Here is a 26,178-nt window from a genome sequence, read left to right as displayed (position 1 = left end):
GCTTTCATTCCGCTAATGAATAGTGGCGAAAATCTGGAAAGTGAAATTATCACGGAGCTGACGCAAAAAAAGCGGGTGCTTTCGCACCCGCGCCTCAGAACCGCCTGACAGACAACGTCGTGGCTACATCACATGGACCTGCAGGTTCTGCTGTACCAGCACATCCCCCAGGGTGTTATCACTGGTCAGCGTCGAGTTGTGGTAGATCTCAAAGACTCTGCCATCCACCGTCCGTTCGCCGGTCACTTCCCAGATACCGCCATTGCTGTTAGCCAGAGTCACCTGACTGCCGTCCGCGCCTTTGATCAGCAAATCGTCACTCTGTTTATCCGTCAGATTGAGTGCCTCATTGAGATCGAGTTTCACCGAGTTGGTGCCGGTTTTACCCAAATCGAGCACTTCAATGTGTTCGACTTTCAGGCCCAGCGCGGTGAGATCCAGAGTGAGGTTCTCACCGTTCAGCACCAGGGTATCGGTGCCTGCGCCGCCATCAATATGGGTAAAGCTGAGGTCACTGACCGTCACGGTATCCGCGCCGCTGCTGCCGGTAACCGAGGCCCCCTGCGCCGTGCTGCCATCCGCCAGCGTAATGACTACCCCGCCAATGGTGTAACCCGCCTCTTCGGCCGGGGCTGCAGCCACCGCTGTGTCACTGACCACGGCGCTCTGGTTGCTGCTGACCGGCGTCGCAACATCCGCGTCGGTCACCAGCGTAGAGGCCACGGCCACATGGGCGCTGCCGTCATCGCTGCTGGTGCTGCTGTTATGCTGCGTCTCCGTGCTGGCCACCGTGGCGCTGTCATCCACCACCGAGAACAGGGCCACGGACTCGGTAGCGGCCAGGGTGACCGGCAGTACAGAACCCAGCAGCAGGGTGTTGGTGGTGGTGTAGCTGTTACCCGCCACGTCGGTGATCGACACTTTTGCCAGCGTGTTGAGCGACAGCAGCAGGCCACCCACCGACAGTAGTGACGGTGAGAAGTTGACGGCATAACGCCCCAGTGCGTCGGTGGTGGTATTCAGCGTTGGGCCGTTGCTGCCGTTGGCGAGCAGCAGCGTCACGCTGACTCTTGATCCCTGCGCCGCATTGAGCGATCCGCCCTGCACCACCAGACCGGTGAGCAGCGAACCGACGAGGCTGAGCACCGGATCGACCCCCACGACCGGCTGATTATGCGACAGCGCGGTAAAGCTGCTGGTGCTGGTGGCGGTGTTACCGCCAATATCTGTCACCGTCACCGTCAGAGGACGGCTGCCATCGGGGATGCTTTTCAGCGTCGCTGACGGCACGCTGACGCTCCATGCGCCATTGGCACCAATGGTGGTCGTGAGAATGTTACCCGCCACGTTTACCGTCACCGTGCCGCCCGCCGCATTAGTACTGGTGCCTCTGATGGTTTCCGCCGCACTGGCTTCCGCGATATTGAGGTAGCCATCGCCGCCAAAGAAGCTGCTAACGCTGACCGTTGGCGTGGTGTGGCTGACGACACCCAGCGACGCGGAGATGGTGCCGCTGCTGCCCGCGCCGTTGGTGACGCTGGCCGTCACGGTCTGCAGTCCATCCGCAATGGCGGCGAGGCTGGCCGCCGGAACCGACAGGCTCCAGTTGCCGTTGCTGCTCACCGTGGTGCTGTAGGTCTGGCCGCCCAGCGTGACCCGCACCACCGATCCCTCGGCGTTACTCGCGGTGCCGCTGATGGTCTGTGCCGTTTTCACATCCGCCGCGCTGAGCGCGCCGTCGCCAAACAGCGAGGTAATCGCCACCACCGGCGTCGACTGGCTGATGACGTTCAGCGAGCCGCTGGCATTCGCCACGTTGCCGTAGGCATCCGTACCGGTCACCGTCACGGTTTTGCTGCCGTCCGTCAGCGCAACCAGATCCGCTTTCGGCACGCTGATGCTCCAGTTACCGCCGCTGGCTACCTTGGTGGTGTAGGTAATGCCATTTAGCGTGGCGCTGACGGTTGCCCCCGCAGAGAGGCTGGAACTGCCGCTCAGCGTCTGGTTTGAGGCCAGATCGGCCGCGCTCAGCACGCCATCGCCGAATACCGTGTTAACCGAGAGGGTCGGCTGAACCAGTCCCAGCGAAACGCCTGCACTGGTGCTGCTGACGTTGCCGACCGGATCGGTGACCGAGGCGCTGACGGTGAAGTTACCGTTCAGCAGCGTCGAGAGCACGGCCGGTGAGACGGTGGTTGAGAAGGTGCCGTCGGCGTTGACCAGCGCGGTCGCGGTGGTGTTGCCTATCGCCAGCCTGACGCTGCTGCCCGCGGCCACGCCGGAGACGGTGCCGCTGATGGTCTGCGTGACCAGCGACTCGGCCAGGTTGAGCACCCCGTCACCAAACAGCGGATTGAGCGTCACTTTCGGCACGTTGTGAATGCCGACCAGTGCCCCCGCCGTGGCGCTGCTGGTGTTACCGGCGCTGTCGGTGACGCTCACGCCCACCGTGAGATTGCCGTCCGCAATGCCCTGCAGCAGCGTCGGCGTCAGCGAGACGTTAAAATTACCGTTCGCATCGGTCGCCGTCACAAACTGCTGGGCGCCTACGGAGACCACCACGCGTGAGCCCGCTTCCGCGCCGCCCACCACGCCGCCGATCACCTGGGTGACCAGCGCATCCGCCACGTTCAGCAGACCGTCACCAAACAGCGGATTGATGGTGATGGTCGGCAGCAGCGTGTCGACGCGGATGCCGGCGCTGGTGCTGGCGGTGTTACCCGCCGCATCGGTCACCGATGCCCCTACCGTCAGGTTCCCCTGCGCCAGGGTGCCCAGGATATCCGGTGTGACCGTGGCGCTGAAGGCCCCGCCCGCGCCGACGGTAGCCGTCAGCTGGCTGTTCCCCACCGAGAGTGTGACGACACTGCCCTGGGCGACGTTATTTACCACCCCGCTGATCACCTGCCCGGTCGCGATATCCGCCAGATTAAGCACCCCATCCCCGAACAGCGAAGTCAGCGAGATGGATGGCGTCTGGGTGAAGATGCCGACCGTGGCACTGCCGGAGGCGACGTTACCCGCCACATCCCGGACGCTGACGCCCAGCGTCAGGTTGCCATCCAGCAGGGAGGTGAGATCGCTGGCCGGCAGGTTAACGCTCCAGGCACCGCCCGCCTGCACGGTAGTGCTGTAACTTCTGCTGCCCAGGGTCACGGTGACCTGTGAACCCACCGCCGCATTGTCGATGACGCCACCCACCACCTGTCCGGCAGCGGCTTCCGCGATGTTCAGCAGGTTATCACCGCCAAACAGCCCGGTGAGCGCGCTGACGACCGGCACCGCATCGACAATCGCGGTGACGGTTTCACCCACGGTACGGGTGTTGCCTGCCGCATCCGTCAGCGTGACGTCAACGTCCAGCTGACCATCGCTTAACAGACCCAGCACCGACGGCGGCACCACGATAGCCCATTTACCATCCTGCCCCACCGCTGCCGAGAGCGTCGTACCGCCCAGCACCACGGAGACCGTCGCACCGACGCCCGCCGAGGTCGCCACCCCGGAGATGGTCTGCGCCACCGTGGTATCCAGCGCGCTGAGTGTGCCGTCGCCGAAGACCGAATCGACGACCAGCGTCAGCGCACTGTTGACCACTTTGTTGACCGTCAGCGTGGCATCCGTCTGGTTCCCGGCGGTGTCACTGACCCGCACGCCAAAGACCAGCGCGCCCTCAGTGAGGTTCGTCAGCACCTCCGGCGTCAGATCGATACTCCAGCGGCCGTCGGCTCCGACAATAGCGGTGGCAATCGGTGCGGCATCGCCCAGGTAGAGGCCGATGGTCTGGCCTTCTGCGCCCTGCGCACTGCCGGTGAGCACCTGCGTGGTCACCAGGTCCGTGGCATTGAGGACGTTATCGCCCGCCAGGGCATCCACCTGCAACACGGGCGCCCCGGTATCCACCGTGACCGTCTGTGTCGCCGTAGTCACGTTGCCCGCCACATCCGCCAGCTGCGCGGTGATCTGCAGCGAACTGCCACTGGTGAGCGCCTGCATATCGCTGGCGGGCACCGTGGCCGACCAGCTGCCATCCCCCTGCACCACCGCGTTGTAGGTTTTGTTGTTAAAGGTCACCAGCACCGTGCGACCGGCTTCGCTGACATCGGCGGTGCCGCTGATGGTCTGACTGGTGGCACTTTCACTGCCGTTGACCTGATTGTCGCCTGCAAAGTTATCCAGGTTCAGCGTCGGTGGCGTCAGGTCAATCGCGATGTTATTGCTGACGCTGACGGTATCCGTGCCGTTCGTCGCATTTACCGTGACGGTCGCGCTGCCATCTGTTTCGCCAAACGCGCTGACCGGCAGGGTCGCCGTTGACCAGTTGCCTGACGCATCCAGCGTGGTGGGGTAGCTCGTGCCATTGATCAGCACCGTCACCGTGCCACCGGTGCCGAGATTGGCCGAGGTGCCACTCACCACCACGCCCCCCGCGACATCCTGGGTGCTGATGATGTTGTCGCCCGACACGGTGCCCAGTGTCACCAGCGGGCCGGGCGGTGGGGTCAGATCGACCGTCAGCGGAACGGAGCCGGTGGCGAGGTTGCCTGCCAGATCGGTCACCGCCAAGGCCAGCGTGGTGGAAGGCCCGAAGGTGGCCATCTGCTCTGGCGTCAGCGTCAGACTCCAGTTGCCGTTGGCCGCCACTATTGCCGTGCCAAGCGGGGTATCATTCAGCGAGACGGTGACCACTGCGCCCGTCCCTGCTCCCGTTGCGGTGCCAGTAAGCGTCTGCGGCTGAATGCTCTCCGCGTAGTTCAGCACGTTGTCGCCGGTGAACTGCGAGGCAGTGAGCACGGGTGGGGTTTTGTCCAGCACAAAGGCGCTGTTAAGCGTCGTGCTGTTACCCGCCGCGTCCGTGGCCGTGATGATGACCGGATAGGTGCCATCCGCCAGCGCGGAAAGCTGCGCCGTCGTCAGCGGCACCGACCAGTTGCCGTTCTCATCCGCAGTCGCGGTATAGACTGTGCCTGCCAGCGTGAGCTGCACCGTCTCATTGACACCCGTGGTGCCGCCCAGGGTAATGCCGCCTGCCACATCAGCTGCATTAACATAGCCCCCGAAGTAGTCCGGATTGAGCGCAGGCTGAGGTGCGCTGAGATCGGCGGTGAACGGCAGCTGCGCCGAGGCGCTGTTGCCTGCCGCATCCACCACGTTCACCGTCAGCGTCTGCGCGCCATCATCCAGGGCACTCAGCGCGTTAGCAGGGATCGTGACGCGCCAGTTCCCGTTACTGTCAACGACACCCGAATAACGGCTGCCATTGAAATCAACGGTAATGCTGGCCGCCTGGTTTGCCCCGACGCTGCCGGTGGTGCCGGTCAGGGTCACGCCAGCCGCCGCTTCACTGATGTTAAGCAGGCCGTCGCCGCCAAAGGCATCCGGGCTGAAGGTCGGCACCGGCACCGCCACTTCCGTTACCACACTCAGCGCCGTCGTGTCGCTGTTACCGGCGACATCGGTGGCGGTCACGGTGATGGTGTGCGCCCCGCTGGTGAAGGTGCTTAACTGCGCAGGCGACAGCGCCAGAGACCAGCTGCCATCGTCCTGCACCGTGGCCGTCAGCGGCGCATCGCCGTTAAAGCCTGAAATCAGTACCGAGACCGTCTGCCCGGCACCGGTAATGCCGGTGGTGCCACTGAGCGTCTGTTCACTGAGCGCTTCTTCAGCATTCAGCGCACCATCCCCGAACGGCAGGTTCAGCGTGACGTCCGGCAGCGCGTTAACAGCGACCAGCAGGCTGCCGCTGGTGCTGGCAATGTTGCCGTCCTCATCGGTGACGGTCACCGTCACCGGCCAGCTGCCATCCGGCAGGGACTGCAACAGCGCCGGTGACAGCGCCAGCGACCAGCGCGTCCCATCCTCGCTGAGCTGGGCGGCGTAGACGGAGCCATTCACATTTACCGTCACCGACGCCGCGTTATCAATGCTGACCGCGCCGCTCAGTGAACCCCCTGCGGCCGCCTCATCCGCATTGAGCCTTCCATCGGTAAAGGGCGTGTCCAGCGTGGGCGCCGCAATCGGCGTAATCGCCGAGACAAATGTCTGGGTCGTGACGCTGGTATTGCCTGCCCGATCGGTGGTGGTGAGAGTCAGCGTCTGTTCACCCGCCCCCAGGCTGGCGATCACCTCTGGCGTCAGGCTGGCTGTCCAGTTGCCACTGGCATCCACCGTCACGGACAGCGGGATGTTCTGATCGCCTACCGTCACGCTCAGGGTCTGGCCCGGGAGAGGGTCCGATGTCCCGGTGACAAGCTGAACGACACCCGCTTCACTGATGTTAATGATGTTGTCGCCGAACAACGTGCTGTCAAAGGTGGCGTTATCCGGCGCAGCCTGCAGGATCTCAACCCCGGCGGTCACCTGGGCCGGATTGCCTGCTGCATCGGTGGCAGTCACCACCACGTCGGTCACGCCATCGTCCAGCCCTGACAGCGCGCCCGCGGCCAGATTCAGCGTCCAGTTGCCGCTGGCATTGGTCGTGGTGCTGAAATCCAGCCCGCCAATGGTGATGCTAATCAGGCTGCCCTCCGGCAGATTGGTGCTGTCGCCGCTCAGCGTGAGCGCGCCCGCAGCGTCCGCAGCACTGACCAGCGCATCGCCAAACGGCGTATCCAGCGTCAGCGCAGGCAGCGTATTAAACGCCACGTCCAGCGAGGTGGTGGTATCCGTGGTGGTATTGCCCGCCGCGTCGGTGACGGAAACCGCGATCGCGTTAGCACCATCTGCAAGCTGCTGCAGATCGGCTGACGGGATGGTGACGGACCAGTTACCGTCGGCATCGGCCGTGGTGCTGTAGCTGACATTATTCAGCGTCACCGTCACCGGCAGGGCCCCCGTGGTGGAACCGCTGACGCTGATATCCTCCAGCGACTCCGCAAAGTTCAGGGTGTCACCCGTACTGACGGTGATCGCCGTCAGTGCTGGCGGTGTGGTGCTGAACGTCACCGTCTGGCTGGCAGTGGCCGGATTCCCGGCAATGTCGCTGGCGGTCACGGTAAGGGTCTCCGTGCTGCCCGCCGTCACGCCGGCAAAGGCGGTGGAGGGAAGAGTCACCGTCCAGTTGCCGTCAGCGTCCAGCGTCGTCTCATAGTCCGTTCCGTTAAACGACACGGTCACCGGGGTGCCCGCGGCCAGCTGGGTGCTGCTACCGCTGACCACCACATCCGAGGCGGCCTCGCTGGCATTGATCACATCATCCCCAGCCACCACGTCCAGGGTCAGCGTTGGCTGCGCCTGGGCGCTGGCCAGCACCACCAGTGAGGCGCTGCTGCTGGCCGGGTTGCCGGAGGCATCCGCAGAGACCACCACCAGCAGCTGATCGCCATCCGGCAGCGCGCCCAGATCGGCGGCCGGCACGGTTACCGTCCAGCTGCCATCCTGTGTCACCGTGCCGCTGTACTGAACGTTGTTCAGCGTCACCGTGACCAGCTGGCCCTCGGCCAGATTGGTGCTGCTGCCGCTGATGCTCAGATCCTGCAGCGACTCAGCCTGATTCAGGAAATTGTCACCGCTGATCGGCCCGATCGTCAGGGTCGGCAGGCCGGCACTGTCTGCATCACGCGTCAGGGTGGCGGTCGCGCTGCTGCTGTTGCCTGCCGCGTCCGTCAGCGTTACGCTGACCGGGTAGCCGCCATCGGTCAGTCCCTGCATCACACTGGCCGGCAGCGTCACCTGCCAGCTGCCATCAGAAAGCACCAGAGTGGTGTAATTACTGTTCTGGAAAGTGACGGTGACCGTCTGTCCGGCATCCTCCGCTGACGCGCTGCCGCTGATGGTGACGGCTTCCAGCACTTCCAGAGCGTTAACAATATTATCGTCACTGATCGGGTCCAGGCTCAGCGCAGGCGGCGTCCGATCCACCGTGACCGCACTGGTCAGCGAACCGCTGTTTCCGGCCCCATCGCTGGCATTCACCACCAGGGTATTCACCCCTTCGTCCAGCGTCTGCACCGCCTCCGGCGTCAGGGTCAGCGTCCAGTTGCCCTGTGCATCCACCGTGGCGGGATACTCTTCGCCACCCAGGGAGACGGTGACCGTCTGCCCCTCACCGGTGACGCCGGTGCTGCCACTCAGGGTCTGACTGACGCCGGTCTCACTCTGGTTCAGATAACCGTTGCCGAACGGGGTATCAATCGTCACCGACAGCGCGCCGGTCGCCAGCGTAATGTCACGGGTTTCCGTCACCGGATTACCCGCCGCATCACTGACCGTTACCGTCAGGGTATAGGCCCCGGCCGGGATACCGGCCAGCGCCCCGGCTGGCAGCGTCAGGCTCCAGTCGCCATCCTGAGTCACGGTGGTGGTATAGAGCTGGTTGTTGAGGGTGATGGAGACCGTCTGTCCGGCTTCGGCACTGGTCGTCCCGCTGAGCACGATCGGTCCGGTGCTCTCTGCGATATTCACAATGTCATCATCCGCGACGGCCGCCAGCGTCAGCGTCGGTGGCGTCAGATCCACCGTGACGCTGCCCTGGGTGCTGCCTGTGTTACCGGCGGCATCCTGCACCGTGACGGTGTAGCTGAGGGTCTCTTCCGGCAGGTCAGCCAGCGCCGTCGCGGGAACGGTCACCAGCCAGTTGCCATTGCCGTCGACGGTGCCGGTGTAGGTCACGCCATTCAGCAGCACGCTGACGCTCTGTCCATCGCCCGTTACGCCGGTGGTGCCGCTCAGGCTCTGTGCCGCGGTAACGTCGCTGCTGTTGAGCGCGCCATCACCAAACGCCGAGACGATGAGCGGTTCCGGCAGGCCGGTCGCCAGCACGCTGAGCGTAGCTTCGCTGCTGAGGGTTGCTCCGCCGCTATCGGTCGCGGTAACCGTCAGCGTGTAAGGTCCATCGGCGAGCGCCGTCAGTGCCTCCGCCGGAACGATAACGCTCCAGCGCCCGCTGGCCGAAACCTGGGCGGTGTAAGCGGTGTCGTTGAACAGCAGCGTGACGGTACTGCCCGCCGGCACGTTTACCGCGGTGCCGGTGACTATCAGCGGCTGACTCAGCTCCTGTGCATTGAGGTAGTTATCTTCGCTGATGGCATCCAGCGCCAGACCAGACGCGTTGCTGTTGACGTCAAAAGCGAGGTTGCTGGTGGTGGTGTTACCCGCCACGTCGCTGACCGCCACGGTAAATGTGGCGCTGCCATCGGCAAGCGCAGCCAGCGCGCCGGCTGGCACAATCAGACTCCAGGCCCCGCTGGCCTGTACGGCGGCGCTGTAGACCGTTCCGTCAAGCGTGACGGTCACCAGCTGGCCCGCCTCGACATTGGTTGTCGTGCCGCTCAGCCGCTGGTCGGTGAGGCGTTCCGCGCCATCGACCACATTGTTGCCGGCAAAGGCATCCAGGGCCAGCGTGGGCAGCGTGCCCGCCTCCACTTTCAGCGCCAGATCGCGGCTGGTGGTGGTGGCGTTGCCAACCGCATCGCTGGCGGTAACCGTCAGTGGATAGCTGCCGTTAACCAGCCCGCTGTAGACGGTGGCGGGCAGCGTCAGCGACCAGTTGCCGCTGGCGTCAGCGGTGGTGCTCAGGCTGGTGTCGTTGAAGCTGGCCACAATCAGTGCATTGGCTTCGCTGCTGCCGTTCAGCGTCAGCGGCTGCTGACTTTCAGCGGCGTTGATGATGCCGTCGGACGGCGTGACAACGGTCAGCACCGGCGGCAGCGTATCGACCCGCAGCGTGCCTGTCGCCTGGCTGCTGTTGCCCGCCACATCACTGACCACCACATTGTAAGCCGTGTCGCCCTGCGGCAGCGCAGCGAGTGCGCCAGCCGGAACCGTGACCTGCCAGTTGCCCGCAGCATCGACCGTGCCGCTGTAGCTGACACCATCCAGGGTAATGCTGACCGTCTGACCGTCACCCGTTACGCCGGTGTTACCGGTGATAGCTCCCCCGGTTGCGGCTTCCCCGCTATTCACAATGCCATCATCAAAGGCCACGCCCGGTGTCGCGACCGGCAGCGCGCTGGCCACGACCGTCAGGGTGGTGTCAGTGGTCGCCAGCGGCTGGCCGTTTGCATCGCTGACCGTGGCGGTCAGGGTCTGCGGCCCATCCGCCACGCCGCTGAAGGTGCCTGCCGGTAATGTCAGGCTCCAGCTGCCATCGGCGTTAAGCGTGGTGGTGAACGGCGTCCCGTTGGCGTCAACGGTGACCAGGCTTCCCGCAGGCAGACCGCTGCTGCTGCCGCTGACGACGACGGGGCCGTTCAGCTCGCCTGCATTCAGATAGTTATCGTCGCTGACGGGTGCCAGCGCAATCGCGGGCAGTGTGTTGTCCACACTGAAGTTAAGCGGCGCGCTAGCGCTGTTACCGACGGCGTTGTTCACGCTGACAATCAGCGTCTGACTGCCCTCGCCCAGATCCGCCAGCGCGCCCGCTGGCAGAATGATGCTCCAGTTGCCACTCGCCTCAACCACCCCGCTGTAATCGGTGCCGTTCAGTGAAACCGTGACCTGCTGACCCGGCTCGACGTTGAGGCTGCTGCCGCGCAGGGTAATCGGCTGTAACTGCTCCGCGGCGGTGACGATACCGTCACCGGCAAAGGTGCTGCTGTCGACGCTAAGTTCCGGCTGCACCGCTGGCGAGGTGGCTACATTGAGATCCACCACCTGGCTGCTCTGATTTCCGCTGGCGTCCGTTTCGGTCACCGTGACGGGATTTGGGCCGGACGGCAGCGCTGCCAGATCGCCAGACGCGATCTCCAGCGTCCACTGACCGTTCACCCCGACGGTGGTGCTGTAAGTCTGACCATTAAGCTGAACCATCACGAGGTCGCCGTTCTGTCCGCTGCCACTGACCACCAGCGGTTCTGCCAGTTCGCCGACGCTCAGCGCGTTATCCTCACTGATCGGCGCAACCACCAGTGGAGGCGGCGTCGTGTCGACGGTCAGCGAACTGTTCTGGCTGCTGCTGTTACCGGCAGCATCGGTCACCGTCACCACAACCGGATAGCTGCTTCCGCTGGCCAGACCGGCCAGTGCCGCAGGCGGCACGACCAGAGTCCAGAGACCGTCTGCGCCGACGGTGCCGGTGTAGGTCACGCCATTCAGGGTCAGGCTGACCTGGTCGCCCTCACTGCCTGCACCACTGAAACTGAACCCGGCCGCCTGTTCAGCAAGGTTCAGCACACCATCGCCCGCTAGCGGATTGATGCTGAAGTCCGGCACGCTGGTGTCGACGGTAACCGGCACCGGCGTGGTGGCGACGTTGCCGCCCACGGTAGTTACGGTGACGCTGAGATCGTAACGGCCATCGGCCAGCTGACTCAGATCGGCGGAGGGCAGCGTTGCACTCCAGCTGCCATCGGCGGCCACGACGGCGTTATAGGTTTCGCCGCCCAGCACAAGGCTGACGCTGCTGCCCGGCGCAGCGGTACCGCTGACGATCAGGTCGGCGGCGGCTTCCGCCGCGTTAATGACGCCATCGGTGGCAATCGGGTTCACGGTCAGCGCCGGTGTGCCGGTATCCACCGTCAGCGGTTCACTGATACTGGTGCTGTTACCCGCGCTATCGCTCACCGTTACGGTAATCGGGTTGCTGCCCTGAGCAAGGGCCTGCAGCGCTTCCGGCGGCAGCGTGACGCTCCAGGTGTTATCCGCCGCGACCGTTGCCGGATAGCTGACGCCGCCCAGAGTGACGCTGACGGCCTGGCCTTCCGTGACGGAACCGGTCAGGGTCTGCGGCGCGGTGGCCTCGTTATTGCTGAGGATGCCGTCAGTGAAGGGGGTATCAATCTGCGGGGCTGCCAGCGGTGTGGTTGCCACCAGCAGCGTCTGGCTGCTCTGCACGTCGCCGGAAGTAACGGTCACCGTGGTGTCACCCTGCGACAGGTTCGCCAGATCGGCGGCGGGCACGGTAACCGTCCAGTTACCGTCCGGATCGATGGTGGTGCTGTAAACGGTCCCGCCCGGCACCAGCGTCACGCTGACCGGGCTGCCTTCAGGCAGGCTGGCGGAACTGCCGCTGAGGATCAGATCGCTCTGCGCTTCCAGCGCATTCAGCGCGTTATCTTCACTTATCGGCGCAATCGACAGCAGCGGCGTGTCGCTGGTGACCACGGTGATCAGCCCCTGCGCGGGCTGCGCCGGGTTGCCAGCCACATCGGTGATCGCCACGGTAAAGGGCTTGTCGCCCGCGCCTCCCAGCGATCCGGCAGGCAGCGTCACGCTCCAGCTTCCGTTTGCCTGCACCACGCCATCATAAGACTGGTTATTGATGGTTACCACAACCGGCTGGCCTGCCGGTACGCCGGTCACACTGCCGGTAATGAGTGTATCAACACGCTGTTCCGCGCTGTCGATCTGGTTGTCGCCGGTCACAGGATCCAGGGTCAGGACCGGCGATGCGGCCGCCAGTACCGTCACGCTGGAGGCGACGCTGCTGCTGTTGCCATACGCGTCGCTGAGCACTACATCCACAGGATAGCGGGCATCGCCCAGCTGGCTGACGACCGCCGCAGGCACCGTAACCTGCCACGCGCCGCTGGTATCCACGGTGGCAGTGTAGGTTTCGCCATTGAAACTCACCGAAACCGTGTCGCCCTGCACGCCTCCGCGCCCGTCAATCGTCAGATCCTGGCTATGTTCCGCAATATTAATGTAACCATCACTGCCCGGTGTGGAGACGGTCAACTGCGGCGGCGTAGTCGCAAAGATCGGAGCGCTGTTGATCAGCGTGGTATTCCCGTCACCATCCGTCGCCACCACTGCCAGCGGCTGTGCTCCGTCAGGAACAGCGGCCAGGTCGGATGCCGGAATGGTGACACTCCAGCGGCCCCCCTCCGCCACAACGGCGGTGTAGGTCTGGTTATTCAGCGTCACGCTGATCGTATCGCCCGCGTCGCCGCTTCCGCTGACGATCAGCGGCTGCTGTGCATCGATGACGTTGATGACGCCATCGTCGCTGATCGCATCCAGCGTCAGCGCAGGCACTGCGCTGGCAACCCGCAGTGACGTGTTCTCTACGCTGCTGTTGCCCGCCGGATCGGTCACGGTGACCGTCACCGGATAGGTCTGATTGGTCAGCGTGCCCAGATCGGCCACCGGCACCTGCGCACTCCAGTTGCCATTGTCGTCAACCAGCGCGCTGTAGGTTTTGTCGTTTAACTCAACCGTAATCCGATCGCCTGGGGTGCCGGTTCCGCTGATTAGCAGCGGCTGGGTCAGTTCATTACTGGTCAGCACACCGTCACCGCCCGGCGCGTTAACTGAGACATCCGGCGACAGGGTGCTGACGGCCAGCGTCTGCGACTGGCTGACCGTATTGCCGCTGGCATCCGTCAGGGTGACCACCAGCGTATAACTGCTGCCCTCAGCCAGCGCCTGCAGATCCTCCGCGGGCAGATCCACCGTCCAGTTGCCCTGTGCATCTGCCGTGGCGCTGTAGATCAGGTTATTCAGCGTGACCGAGACGACGTCGCCCGGCGCGGCACCTGAACCGCTGACCGGCACGCCCGCCGCCACTTCAGCGCCGTTAAGAATGCCATCTCCGCCTGCCACCGCCGCCACAATCAGATTCGGTGGCAGGGTATCGACGCTGAAGTCCAGCGTCTGGTCAACACGGTTACCCGCCTCATCGATCGCGGTCAGTGTCAGCGTGTTAGCGCCCTGCGGCAGTAAGGCGAGATCGGCGGCGGGCAGCGTCAGGCTCCAGCTGCCGTCCTCATTCACCGTGGTGCTGTAGGTTTTCCCGTTGAGTTCCAGGGTGACCTGCTGGCCCGGTACGGCTTTACCGGTGTTTCCGCCGATCGTCAGGTCGCTGCCCGCTTCCGCCTGATTCAGAATGCCATCGCTGATCGCACTCTCATCCAGGGTGATTTGCGGCAGCGTGTTCACCACCACATTGAGCTGTGCGGCGTCGGTCAGCAGCGCTCCGCTGGCATCGGTGGCCGTCGCGGAGATCAGTTTTGTCCCGTCGGTGATGCCGGTGAGGTCGCTGGCCGGAACGGTGACGCTCCAGAAGCCGTTGCTGTTTACCACCGCGCTGTAGGTGTTGTCGTTGAAGGCTACCAGCACCGTCTGGCCGGGGTTAACGCCCAGTGCCGAGCCGCTGATGATCAGATCGCTGACAGCCTCCTGCTGGTTAAGGAAACCGTCGAGACTGAGTGGTTCAGCGATGGTGAGCACGCCCGGTTCGCCTGCGGCAGGCGCGACGTTGATATCCCGGCTGTCGCTGGCTGAAACGCCCGCCGCCGTGGTCACGCTGGCAACCAGGGTGGTGGTGCCCGCCGCCAGTGCGCTCAGCGCAGCGGACGGGATCGGCAGACTCCAGCTGCCATCCGCCTGAACGGTGGTGCTGTAGGTCTGCCCGTTCAGCGTGAGGGTGACCGTCTGGCCCGCCTCTACGTTGCTGGTGCTGCCTGACAGCGTCTGGTCCAGCGCTTTTTCGCTGTTGTCGAGCAGGTCGTCGCCGGCAAAAACAGCGATCGTCAGCGTTGGTGCGCCCGGCTCCGGTGAGGCTTCGACCACAATGACCCGATCTTCACTGGCGACCACACCCGCCTGGGTGGTTACGCTGGCGCTGAAGGTCGCGTTGCCCGCCGCCAGGGCGGCCAGGGCGCTGGAGGGGATGGTCAGGCTCCAGCTGCCATCGGCCCCGACGGTGGCGCTGTAACTCTGGTCGCCCAGCGTCACCGTCACCACCTGGCCCGCCTCGACATTGCTGGTGCTGCCGCTCAGCAGCTGGTCGCTGGCTTTCTCGTCGTTGCTCAGCACATCATCACCGGCGAACTGATTGAGGGTGATGACCGGCTGGCCCGGTTCCGTCACCGGGGCTTCAACGACGATACCCAGCGTGTCGCTGACAGAGGTACCGGCCGCATTGCTGACCGTCACCACCAGTGAGGCCGGGCCTGCTGCCAGGGCGCCCAGCGCATCGGCCGGAATCGCAATATTCCAGCTGCCGTCAGCGCTGACCGTTCCGCTGTAACTCTGTCCACCCAGCGTGACCGTCACAATCTGGCCCGCCTCGACGTTGGTGGTGCTGCCGGAGATGGCCTGCGCCTCCAGCTTCTCCTCATTGCTTAACACGTTGTCTTCAGCAAAGGCATTCAGGGTCAGCGTCGGGTTGCCTGGTGCGGTGCCCGCGGACTCCACCAGGAAGTCACGCGTTTCGCTGACCGGGTTCCCCGCCTGATCCGTTACCGTGGCGCTCAGGGTAGCGCTGCCCGCCGCCAGCGCTGCCAGAGAACTGGCCGGCACCGTGAGGCTCCAGCTGCCATCCGCGCCGACCGTGGCGGTAAAGGTTTCCCCGTTCAGGGTGACGGTAACCTGCTGGCCCTCTGCGATATTGGTGGTGGTACCGGTCAGCAGCTGGTCGCTGGCTTTTTCGCTGTTGCTGAGGATGTCATCCCCGGCAAAGGCGTCGAGGGTCAGCGTGGCGGCCCCCGGCTGCGTCGCCGGGGCGTCTACCGTGATCGGCTGGGTTGCGGTCACGCTGTCGCCCGCCGCATTGCTGACGGCAACCGTCAGCGTGGTCGTGCCCGCTGCCAGCGCGGAGAGCGCCGTGGCGGGCACCGTGACGCTCCAGCTGCCATCCGCCTGCACGGTGGTGCTGTAGGTCTGGCCGCCCAGTGTGACCGTGACCACCTGCCCGGCTTCGATATTGGTGGTGGTGCCACTGACCGCCTGGTCGACCGTCTTCTCGTCGTTGCTCAGCAGGTTATCGCCGGCAAAATCATTCAGGATCAGCCCCGGCACGCCAGGTTCTGTAGCAGGCGCTTCCACCGCAATATCGCGGGTTTCACTGCCGGTTGCCCCCGCGAGGTTGCTGACCGTAACGCTGATGGCATTGCTGCCCGCAGACAGGCTGCTCAGGGCGGCGGCCGGGATAATCACACTCCAGTTTCCGCTGCCATCCACGGTGCCAAGGTAAGTCTGTCCCCCCAGGGTAACGGTTACCGTCTGACCCGCTTCGACATTGGTGGTGCTGCCTGAGAGAGTCTGCGCCGTGCCTTTTTCGTCGTTGCTCAGGATGTCATCCCCGGCGAACTGATCGATGGTCAGAGTAACGTCGCCCGGCTGTGTCACCGGGGCCTCTACCGTAATCGGCAGACTGCTGGTCACGGTGTTACCGGCTGCATCGCTGACTGACACCGTCAGCGTGGTTTCACCGGCCGCCAGGGCGCTCAGGGCCGCCTGGGGCAGCGTGACACTCCAGTTGCCCTGCGCATCCACGCTGCCGCTGTAGGTCTGACCGCCCAGCGTGACGGTAACAATCTGTCCGGCTTCAACATTGCTGGTGCTGCCGGTCACGGTCTGATCGCTGGTTTTTTCTGCGTTAGTCAGCTGATTGTCGCCGGTAAAATCATCCAGCGTGAGGGCGGGCGCGCCCGGCACGGCGGGCGTATCGACGCTGATCGCGCGGTTTTCACTGGCCTCAATGCCCGCCTGGGTGGTGACCACCGCGGAGATCGTGACCGTTCCGGCGGCCAGGGCATTCAGCGCGGCAGGCGGCAGCGCAATGCTCCAGTTGCCCTGGGCATCGACCACAGCGCTGTAGGTCTGGTCACCCAGCGTCAGCGTGACAACCTGTCCCGCTTCCACATTGCTGGTGGAGCCGCTCAGCGTCTGGGCGCTGTTTTTCTCCGGATTACTGAGAATGTCATCGCCGGCAAACTGATCGATGGTAATGACCGGCGTCCCCGGCTGGGTCAGAGGGGCTGCAACACTGACGCTCAGGCTGCCACTGGCGGAGGCACCGGCCTGATTCGCGACCGTGGCCGTCACCGTGGTGGTGCCTGATGCCAGCGCTGCGAGCGCATCAGCAGGCACGGTCACGCTCCAGCTGCCATCACCGGCAACGGTGCCGCTGTAGGTCTGACCGCCGAGCGTGACGGTAACAATCTGTCCGGCTTCGACATTGCTGGTGCTGCCGGATAAGGTCTGCGGGGTGGTTTTTTCCGTGTTATCCAGCACGTTATCGCCGGCGAAAGGATTCAGGCTGATGGCGGGCGTCGCAGGGGTGCCCGGATCGGCAGCAGCCACGGTAATGGGCAGCGACCCGCTGGCGGCGGTGCCTGCTGCGTTTGTCACGCTGACTGCGATCGTGGCAGAGCCGGCGGCCAGGGCCGCCAGCGCGGCAGCAGGCACGGTCACGCTCCAGCTGCCGTCAGCGCCCACCGTCGTGTTGTAGGTCTGGCCGCCCAGGGTCACCGTGACAACCTGTCCCGCCTCGACATTGCTGGTGGAACCGCTCAGCAACTGATCGGTGGTTTTTTCGGCATTATCCAGCACATTATCGCCGGCAAAGGTGTTGAGCGTGATGGCGGGGCTGCCCGGCGTGCCGGGGTCAGTGCCGGGGTCGGTACCAGGATCCGTGCCGGGATTCGTACCGGGATCGCTGCCGCCGTCATTTCCGCCGCCACCGCCTCCGCCTCCACCCCCCAGACCCACGGCCAGCCCGGCTAAGCCAAGTACGCCGAGACCGCCTGCGGTGATCACACCCATCGAGGCGTTGGTGTTATCGGCCAGCAGCAGCGGCTCGACGCTCTCCAGTGATTCGTAGGTTGGTGTGACGGAACCGGAGGCCAGTTCAGTGCCTTCTGCGGTCTGCGGGAACAGGGCATGTTCCGGTGGATTGACCCCATCATCGAACACCAGCTCACTGTGATTACCCTCGGCATCATCAACAAAAAATTTCTGATAGCGGACGGTGCTGCCGTCACGCATGTGCAGGACCAGGTCATTTCCCTGGCGCTCATACTGCGTGACCAGTTCGCGGGTGCCATTGATGCGCACGACGCTGGGCTCGGTGAGGTTAATGGATTGTGATGAACCGGGAGTGGCCTGCGAGATGAGCGTGCCGTTTTCGCGCGAGATGATGTCTACACGGCCTTGCGTGAGTTCTGCCATTTGTAACCTCTACTCCACCAGATTAGCTAATATACTGAATCCATAAACATAAATTTATTTTACGTTTGCGGTATTCACACTTAGTTTCACCCACTGAAAAACAGCGAGCGCGTTAACCTGGTGTATGTAGTAAGGGCAAAGCCAAGCGGCGCCGGATACCCTGGTCCGGGCAGAAAAAAAACGCTTTTATTGTTAGATCAAGTTGTACAGACGGACGCGAAACGTAGCGGTTCTGACAAAATAACTTTTATCCTAAACGTGCTGAAAATCAACACCAATGTACAGATTTAATTATGATTTAATCTTTATTACATAAGTCAGTCTTGCTATAAAACGTTCACGAAAAAACGCTTTACCCTTGATTTTTCATGTCAATTTGTGGCGGGATGTTTCCATAAATGTCATAAAACGGCTAAAATATCGCCACTCTGAGAACTTCAGGGCACTGAAAAGATTTTTTTAGTTATGCGATTCAGCCAGCATTTCCCACCGAGCCGACAGCTTCGTTTAAGCAGACAACCCGTTGAAAACGGCACTGAAATTTGAGTTAAGTCGACCTGCGCGGCGTCCCGCCCTGCCAGGAAAGTTCTGGAAAAAATCCGCAGCGCATTAAAAATCGGTAAACTCCCGGTTTTGTCATATTGATGAGGGTGCTGCACCCCTGCTGATAAGAGGCGCGACGGCCACAGATTGCCGGCCGGTGCTACACTTTTTCGCTTTATCACTGATGAATCTGACCTATGACCGCACTGGACGCTGCACAACAACATCAACAGCAGAGCCGCCTGAACTGGGGCACCCGCACCATCTTTCTGATCAACGGGTTAGGCATGTCAGCCTGGGCACCGCTGGTGCCGTTTGCCCGTGATCGTTTGCAGCTGAGCGGCGCCTCACTGGGTGCGTTGCTGCTCTGTCTCGGCATCGGTTCACTGGCGGCGATGCCGGTCACCGGCACGCTGGTTGCGCGGTTTGGCTGCCGTCGGGTGATGTGTTTCTCCACTCTGTTAGTGCTGCTCATGATGCCGCTGCTGGCCACGGCGGACTCGCATCTGCTGATGGCGGCCGCGCTGATGCTGTTTGGCGCCGGGCTGGGCATGCTGGATGTCGCCATGAATTATCAGGCGGTTCAGGTTGAACAGGCGGCGGGTAAGCCGATGATGTCCGGCTTTCATGGCTTCTTCAGCCTTGGCGGCATTCTGGGTGCGGGGACGGTCAGCCTGCTGCTGAGCCAGTCGTTCTCTCCGCTGGCCGCTACGCTGGTGGTAATGGCCGTGATGCTGCTGCTGTTGTTATGGCGCATCCCGGTATTAATGAATGAGCGTCTCCATCAGCCCGACCAGCCCTGGCTGGTGATCCCCCGTGGCTGGGTGGCGTTTCTCGGCCTGCTCTGCTTTATTCTCTTTCTGGCAGAGGGCGCGGTGCTCGACTGGGGCGCGCTGCTGCTGCTGCAGAACCCGGCGATGTCAACGGCCTATGCCGGCCTCGGCTATGCCACCTTCTCCGTGGCAATGACGCTGGGGCGGTTCAGCGGCGATAAAATCATCCAGCGCTTTGGCCGCTATCCGGTCATGATAACCGGGGCGCTGACCGCCGCAGCGGGCATGACGCTGGCGGTGTGGCTGCCGTGGCCGGAGATCGCCCTGCTGGCTTTCCTGCTGGTCGGCTTTGGTTTATCCAATACGGTGCCGATGTTGTTCAATGCTGCCGGGAATCAACAGGATATGCCCGCGAACCTGGCGATTTCTGCCATGACAACGCTGGGATATGCGGGTATTCTCTCAGGTCCGGCTTTAATCGGATTCATTTCGCAATGGATCAGCCTCAGCGGCGCGTTTTTAGTGATCGCCCTGCTGCTGTTAGTGGTAGCCGCCAGTGCGCGAAGAGTTGCGCGATAATTCAGGTACCTGACACGCTATGTTGTATAAGTTTCCACTGACATCCGGCAATGTCACCCGCTTTTTTGTGGTTTTCAATCTGGTGCTGCTGCTGGCGCTGGGCTTTATGGTGCAGAACTCCGTGAATGCCTGGCTCACCGGAAAACGCTATGCCATGGACGATCTGGCCCGCGACGTTCAGAAGCGTATCGACGCCTATCGCTTTGCCACCTGGCAGATCTATGAAAACCTCTCCACCAGTGCGGCAGGAACGCCTCCGGGCAGCAGCCTGCAGGAGACGCGCCTGCGTCCTGACGTCTACTATCTGGAAAAAACCCGCCGCAAGACCGAAGCGCTGATCTTCGGATCGCATGACAGCAGCACGCTGGATATGACCATGCGGATGTCCAACTATCTGGATACGCTCTGGGGCGCGGAAAACCCGACCTGGTCGATGTACTTTTTAAATGGTCAGGACAATAGCCTGATCATGATCTCCACGCTGCCGCTGAAGGATATGGCGACGCGCTACAAAGAGAGCGCCATCAGTTCAATGGTGGACAGCCGTCGCGCTGAAATGCTGCAGCAGGCGAACGCGCTGGACGAGCGTGAGAGCTTCTCGCCCCTGCGTCACCTCGCCTTCCAGAACGATCACTACTTCACGCTGCGCACCACCTTTAATCAGCCGGGCCACCTGGCCACCGTGGTCGCCTTTGATCTGCCGGTGAACGATCTGGTGCCGCAGAATATGCCGCTGGAGAATTTCCAGCTGCGCCAGGACAGCTCAATGCCCTCTGCCAGCAGTGAACAGCAGGAGGTGGAAAATACGCACATCTCGCTGGTTAACCCGAACGTCGAGATTGCTGCCACGCTGCCCAGCACCCCGCTGCAGCTGGTCTATCAGGTGCCGATTACCCGCCTGATCGTCGACACGCTGCACAACCTGCTCTGGCCGCTGCTGATCAACCTGCTGCTGTTCCTGCTGTCGCTGGGCGGTGTGATGCTGCTGCGTCAGCAGTCCCTGCGCCCCAGTGAGAACCAGAGCGCGGAACTCGACTCGCTTCGGGTACTGAATGAAGAGATTGTGGGCAGCCTGCCGGTGGGCCTGCTGGTCTATGACTTTGCCAGCAACCGCACCCTTCTGAGCAACAAAATTGCAGAGCATCTTCTGCCGCACCTCAATCTGCAGAAGATTATTAATATGTCCGACCAGCATCAGGGCGTTCTGCAGGCTACCATCAATAACGAAGTGTATGAGATTCGCCACGCCCGCAGCGTGCTCTCACCCCATACCCAGCTGTTTATGATGCGTGACCAGGATCGCGAACTGCTGGTGAACAAGAAGCTGCAGAAAGCGCAGCAGGTGCTGGATCGCAACCATCAGATGCGTCAGCAGCTGCTGCACAATCTCGGTCATGCGCTGAATCAGCCGCTGGAGAAGATCGTGGCGCAGCTGGTGCAGCTCAGCCAGCGGGATGCCGATGAATCCGTGCTCGACCTGCTTGATGAGAGCCAGGGGCTGGCGCGGCTGGTGGATGATATTGTGCTGCTGAACCGGCTGGAGGCGCACGACTGGTCACCGGATGCCACCATCTTCAACCTGCAGGAACTGCTGGATGAGATCGCACTGGAAAGCCTGCCGCTGATGCGTCGCAAAGGGTTGTCACTGGTGGTGAATAACCATCTGGCCAATGATGAGATGCGCTTTGGCGACCGTCGCGCCCTGCGTAAGGTGCTGACCACCCTGATGCACTATGCGCTGACCACCACCCGCTGGGGAAAAATTACCCTGGAAGTTAAGGTTGCGAATAAACAGGCCGATAGACTCATCATCGAACTGGTTGATACCGGCGCGGGCCTGACCGTGGATGAGCTGGCGAATGTCGATTTCCCGTTCCTGGGCGACACCAGCCAGGATCGATACGGTCAGGCGTCAGGCATGGCCTTCTTCCTCTGTAAACAGCTCTGCAAGCAGATGGGGGGCAGTCTGGATATCGTCGCGAAAGCGGATATCGGCACCCGCTATAATATGCAGCTGCCGATGGCACTGGAGCAGAAGCAGGAAGAAGAAGAGGAAAAAATTCTGGATGGGGTCACCGCCCTGATGGAGATCACCGTGGAGGATGTCCATAAAATCGTCTGCCGCCATCTGGAAAACTGGGGAGCGCGCTGTCTCACCCCGGACGAGCGTATTTCCGGACAGGATCACGACGTGCTGGTAACCGACGATCCGTCGAAGCTGAGCGGCTGGGCACTGCTGCTGGCGGAAGATGAGCTCGGTCACCATGCACTGAACGACCAGCAGTATCGGGTCAATTTCAATCTCAGTAATGCGCTGCTGGATGCATTGCTGGCCCTGATTGAGAAGCAACTGTCGCATGATGTGATGGATAATGACAGGGAAGACGACACAGCCACGCCATTGATGAGCGGCGGCTATTTCCAGCTGTTTACCGAGACAGTACCGGTTGATGTGAAGAGACTGTATACTGAGTCAGCAGAAAAGGACTACGACTCGCTTGCTCAGACAGCGCATCGCCTGAAGGGCGTGTTTGCCATGCTCAACCTGTCTCCCGGCAAACAGCTTTGTGAAGAGTTAGAACACCACATTAAAGCGTGTGACGATTCAAACATTACAAATACCACCAGTGATATTGACGCTTACGTCAATCAACTGCTGCAGCAAGGTAACCAATAAGATGAATAACTTAAATGTAATTATTGCCGATGACCATCCAATTGTCCTTTTCGGTATCCGAAAGTCTCTGGAACAAATTGAATGGGTCAACGTTGTAGGTGAGTTCGAAGACTCAACAGCACTGATCAACAATCTGTCCAAGCTGGATGCTAACGTCCTGATCACCGACCTCTCTATGCCTGGTGAGAAGTATGGCGACGGCATCACGCTGATTAAATACATCAAACGCCACTATCCGGATCTCTCCATTATTGTTCTGACGATGAACAATAACCCGGCGATCCTGAGCTCTGTGCTTGATCTCGACATCGAAGGCATCGTGCTGAAACAGGGCGCACCAACCGACCTGCCGAAAGCGCTGGCAGCCCTGCAGAAAGGCAAGAAATATACGCCGGAAAGCGTGGCGAAACTGCTGGAGAAAATCAGCGCGGGCGGTTACGGCGACAAGCGCCTGTCACCGAAAGAGAGCGAAGTGCTGCGTCTGTTCGCAGAAGGTTTCCTGGTGACAGAAATTGCCAAGAAACTGAACCGCAGTATCAAAACCATCAGCAGCCAGAAGAAATCAGCGATGATGAAACTGGGCGTGGATAACGATATTGCCCTGCTGAACTACCTCTCCTCTGTCAGCCAGACCCAGGTCGAAAGAGACTAATCGATCGCTGAGGCGGTGCAGCCTGCACCGCCTCCCCTCTGCCCTACTTCATGCGCGTTTTACGCACCCGCTCAGCATAGATTGCCAGCGTGCTTTTCAGCACATCTAACGTCACCGGTTTCGACAGGCAGTTATCCATGCCCGCGTCCATACAACGCTGCTTCTCTTCGGCCAGCGCATTTGCCGTGACGCCGATGACCGGGAAGAGATGCCCCAGCTGACGCAACCGCTGCGTCAGGCGATACCCATCCATGTTCGGCATGTTCACGTCGGTCAGTACGATGTCGATCTCATTGCGGCTCAGCACGTTAAGCGCATCGACGCCATCCTGGGCGGTTTTCACCTGATACCCCAGCGTGCCGAGCTGTTCTGAAAGCAGCATGCGGTTAATCGGATGGTCATCGACGATCAGAACCATGATGTCATCGTTGTGAATCTTCTCTTCCACCGGGCCAGCCAGCAGCAGCGCATCTGCCGCGTCGTGGCCGAGGGAGATGCGATAGATTCGCGCCAGCAGCGCCGGCACCTCATGCAGTGTGGCGGTCGAATGAACCCAGCGTCCAGGCTGACGTTCACGCGGCATATCCACATGCGATCCATCAAATGTGACCAGCGCCCGCAGCGGTAAATCGATCTCCAGCTCGTAATCGGTCATCACCACATCGTCGGGGCCCGGTCTGCCGTTATAATCCGCAACCTGAATCCCCTGCTGCTGCATCTGACGCGTGATAAACGCCGCCAGATAATCATTGCGCATCGCCAGCCAGATTTTCTTCTCCTGCAAATCCTCCAGCAGCATCAGCGACGGCTTCTGCCCTTTGTAGACGGGAATACGCACAATGAACTGACTGCCCATGCCCGGCTCTGAGTCGACCTCAATGTCGCCGTCCATCATATTGATCAGCTTTTCACAGATCGCCAGTCCCAGCCCGGTGCCCTGGAAATTGCGCTGCACGCCATTCCCGACCTGGAAGAAGGGATCAAACAGGCGCGGCAGCTCTTTCGCCGGAATCCCGACCCCGGTATCGCGCACCCGGAAGGCCAGATAGCCCTGCGAGACGTAGGCGTGCAGGATAATACAGCCGGTGTGGGTGAACTTAATGGCGTTGTTCAGCAGGTTGGAGATCACCTGTTGCAGACGCAGCGGATCGCCATCCAGCACCTGCGGAACGTCATGTTCGATAAAGCAGTAGAGCGTCAGCCGCTTCTTCACCACCAGCGACAGATAGTTGCCGACGATGTGGGTCACGATTTCACGCGGTGCAAACGGACGCGGCTCGATCTTCAGCTGCTCTGACTCAATTTTAGAGAAGTCGAGGATATCGCTGATGATTTTCAGCAGCAGGCTGGAGGAGTTGTTCATCGCCGTCACCAGCGAGTCGATCCCGCTGGGCAGTTGCCGGGTCTGCAGCAGATCGAGGTTACCGATAATCCCATAGAGCGGCGTGCGCAGCTCATGGCTGACGGTGGCAAGGAACATCGACTTCGACTGGCTCGCCTGCTCTGCCGCATGGGCCATCTCCTGCAGCGACTGCTCCATGCGGACACGGGCCGACACGTCCACCAGTACACAAATCGCCACGTTCTCATTGCGATAGCGCGAATGGACAAAGCTGATTTGCAGGTTGGTGTTGCTGCCGGTGAGCACATCAACAAAGTTAACCTGCTGGCCGCCGATAATCTCATTCAGCCGCAGGCGATCTTCCTGGGTCAGCAGGGTCAGGTAATTGTGCGCCAGCTCGTTACTCAGAATATTGGTGCCGTCGCTGGTGCGTAAAATACAGATCCCCACCGGCGCCGAGGCCACAATCTTACGGTTGAACTGCTCATGCTCCTCCAGCCGGTGCGCATTCTCCTCGGCGGGCAGGAACATCCGGCGCTCAAACAGCCAGGCGAGCGTAAACAGAATGATGGCGCTGAACACATTGAGCAGCAGCGCATTGATGATCATCAGCTTCAGCTGATCCATCATCACGTCGGTGGGTATCGACCACACGACGTTGAGATCGGAAGGCGGCAGCGGCTTTTTCAGCACCAGCTGACGGTAACCATTCAGATAACCGAACCAGGTTTTGTCATCGGGCAGACTGTCGAGCGAGAAGCCCAGCCCGCCCCGGCGCGAATTGAGCAGTGGACGATAATTTTCGTCGGTAATCGAGGCGATGATTGGCAGACTGCCCGGCTGAATAAACTCATCCAGGCGGATATTCTGTTCGACGCCCAGCAGCGCCTGCAACTTGTTGGCCACGTAGACCGGCACCACCATGTAGAAGGTGCCGACACCCGGCTGAGCACTGCTGTTGATCCAGTACATCGGGTTGCGGCGCTCTTCTTCGTTGCTGTTACGGTAGCGCAGCACATTCTCACGCAGCGATTTCAGGCTGCGCTCCCGATCGGCGGTGCTGCTGCCAATCGTGAAGTCGGCCAGACACTGGCTTTCCCCTCCGATAAAGAACACCCGGTTCAGCTCATACGAGGAGGCGAAGTTGCTTTTCCAGTAGTTGATGTAATAACTGAGGGAGTCGAGCGAGTTGCGCCAGGTGTTGCTCATGGCGGTGCAGTCGCCATCTGAAAACAGCGGCGTAAACTGCGGCTGGGTCGTTTTACCCGGGATCATGCCGGTCAGCGCATCCATGCCGTTGCTGGCATTCGTCAGCCGGTTCTCCGTGATATATTTCAGCTCCCGCATCATGTCGGCGGAGTGCCGCACATACCACTGTATCGTGCCGTAGTTGCTGGCAAACTCCTGACGAACCTGCGTCTCTTTATTGTGCAGCACGCTGATGATGTAAAACGCGGTAAGAACAGCGCCCAGCGTCCAGATTAGCAGCGCCAGCGCGCGGAAAAGATAGCGCGAGATGCGAAGCGTAGTGCGGAAAGAGACAGGATATTTCAAAGGGAACTCGCAGTTGGCAAGGTTAATCGCATCATCAATTTTTATTGCCCATACACTAGCTTCATCGGGCGAAAAAAGCCAGCCAGCGGAAGGCCCGGCAGGCAGTTTGGGACGCTTTTCGGACAGCTTTTGCCGTCACGCCTGACGTCCCCCATCCCCCGCCTGAAGCGAAACCGTTTTCCAGCCAGAAAGAGCTGAAGCGACACCACATCCCAGCCAGAAA

5 protein-coding genes are annotated in these 26,178 nt (G+C 61.6%); 3 read left to right on the top strand and 2 right to left on the bottom strand.

The window, feature by feature from the left end; genetic code table 11:
• Positions 1–123: 123 nt before the first annotated feature.
• Positions 124–17,835: an Ig-like domain-containing protein gene (locus tag F3I47_RS08450; RefSeq protein ID WP_150028883.1), complete on the bottom strand. Its 17,712-nt coding sequence runs from the start codon at positions 17,833–17,835 to the stop codon at positions 124–126.
• A gap of 740 nt (positions 17,836–18,575) precedes the next feature.
• On the opposite strand from F3I47_RS08450, the gene F3I47_RS08445 reads away from it, so the two are divergent.
• Genes F3I47_RS08445 through rcsB form a run of 3 tightly spaced genes read left to right on the top strand, consistent with a single transcriptional unit; the run spans position 18,576 to position 23,059 of the window.
• The gene (locus tag F3I47_RS08445; protein WP_150028884.1) at positions 18,576–19,730 is read left to right on the top strand and encodes an MFS transporter; all 1,155 of its coding nucleotides are present in this window, start codon (positions 18,576–18,578) and stop codon (positions 19,728–19,730) included.
• Between the two features lie 19 nt (positions 19,731–19,749).
• Positions 19,750–22,407, top strand: a complete 2,658-nt coding sequence (gene rcsD, locus F3I47_RS08440) for a phosphotransferase RcsD (RefSeq protein WP_150028885.1) — start codon at positions 19,750–19,752, stop codon at positions 22,405–22,407.
• A gap of 1 nt (position 22,408) precedes the next feature.
• The gene (rcsB, locus tag F3I47_RS08435) at positions 22,409–23,059 is read left to right on the top strand and encodes a response regulator transcription factor RcsB (RefSeq protein ID WP_009089068.1); all 651 of its coding nucleotides are present in this window, start codon (positions 22,409–22,411) and stop codon (positions 23,057–23,059) included.
• 43 nt (positions 23,060–23,102) lie between these two features.
• On the opposite strand, the gene rcsC is transcribed toward rcsB, so the two are convergent.
• Positions 23,103–25,955, bottom strand: a complete 2,853-nt coding sequence (rcsC, locus tag F3I47_RS08430) for a two-component system sensor histidine kinase RcsC (protein WP_058957783.1) — start codon at positions 25,953–25,955, stop codon at positions 23,103–23,105.
• Positions 25,956–26,178: the final 223 nt, after the last annotated feature.

Source organism: Pantoea sp. M_10, assembly GCF_008631515.1.
GTDB classification, from domain to species: domain Bacteria; phylum Pseudomonadota; class Gammaproteobacteria; order Enterobacterales; family Enterobacteriaceae; genus Pantoea; species Pantoea anthophila.
The sequence above is the reverse complement of the archived record's forward strand: the minus strand, read 5'-3'. Positions and strand labels throughout refer to the sequence as shown.